The organism is Nocardiopsis lucentensis DSM 44048, from assembly GCF_000341125.1.
GTDB lineage: Bacteria > Actinomycetota > Actinomycetes > Streptosporangiales > Streptosporangiaceae > Nocardiopsis > Nocardiopsis lucentensis.
The window spans coordinates 1-674 of sequence record NZ_ANBC01000439.1 but is presented as its reverse complement, the minus strand read 5'-3'; the positions used below and the strand labels follow the sequence as shown (position 1 = coordinate 674).

2 pseudogenes are annotated in these 674 nt (G+C 72.7%); both read right to left on the bottom strand.

The annotated features are described in order from the left end of the window. Nucleotides 1-463: pseudogene (locus D471_RS0115490) on the bottom strand (sensor histidine kinase); the annotation flags it as partial. A gap of 94 nt (nt 464-557) precedes the next feature. Continuing rightward, a pseudogene (locus D471_RS41825) lies at nt 558-674 on the bottom strand (spermine synthase); the annotation flags it as partial.

Here is a 674-nt window from a genome sequence, read left to right as displayed (position 1 = left end):
AGCGCATCACCTCCGCCGAACACAGCACGACCAGCACCCACGCCACCAGGCCGATCGCCTCCACCCGCACCGTCCCGGTCACCGTGACCTCGTACAGGCTCATCGAGGCGAACTGGCCGATCCCCAGCGTCCATCCGAAGGCCCGGTACCCGAGCCGGACCGAGGAGTAGAGCATCACCGCCGCGGCGAACATCACCAACCCGTCGGGGAAGCCCAGCGGGTAGTACAGGCTCGCGACGACCACCGACACGACCGTGCCGACGCACGTGCGGGAGGTCCGCCAGAACAGGGGCGCGCACGCGACCACGATGAGCGCGTACCCCCACGGCCAGGCGTCACGCGAGGCCTCGGTCGCGACCAGCGCGTCCCGTTCCAGCACGAGGGTGCTGAGCAGTGAGAGGACCAGGAGGGCCAGGGCGATCCGGGTGTCGGTGCGCGTGGGGCGCGGGAGTAGTGCTGCCACACCACCGACAGTACGGGCAGGGCGTCGGGGGCGCGCGTCGTCCGGGGGAGGGCTCTCGCGCGCCGCGCGTACTCCCGGGGGAGTACCCCGTCGGTCAGAACACCCCGTCCGGGGGAGCGGGGGAGTCCACCGCGTCGGCGTCCCGCACCGGTGGCCGGCCCGACGCGAACCGGTCGAGGTCCTCACCCTCCACGAGGCGCGCCATCTCGGG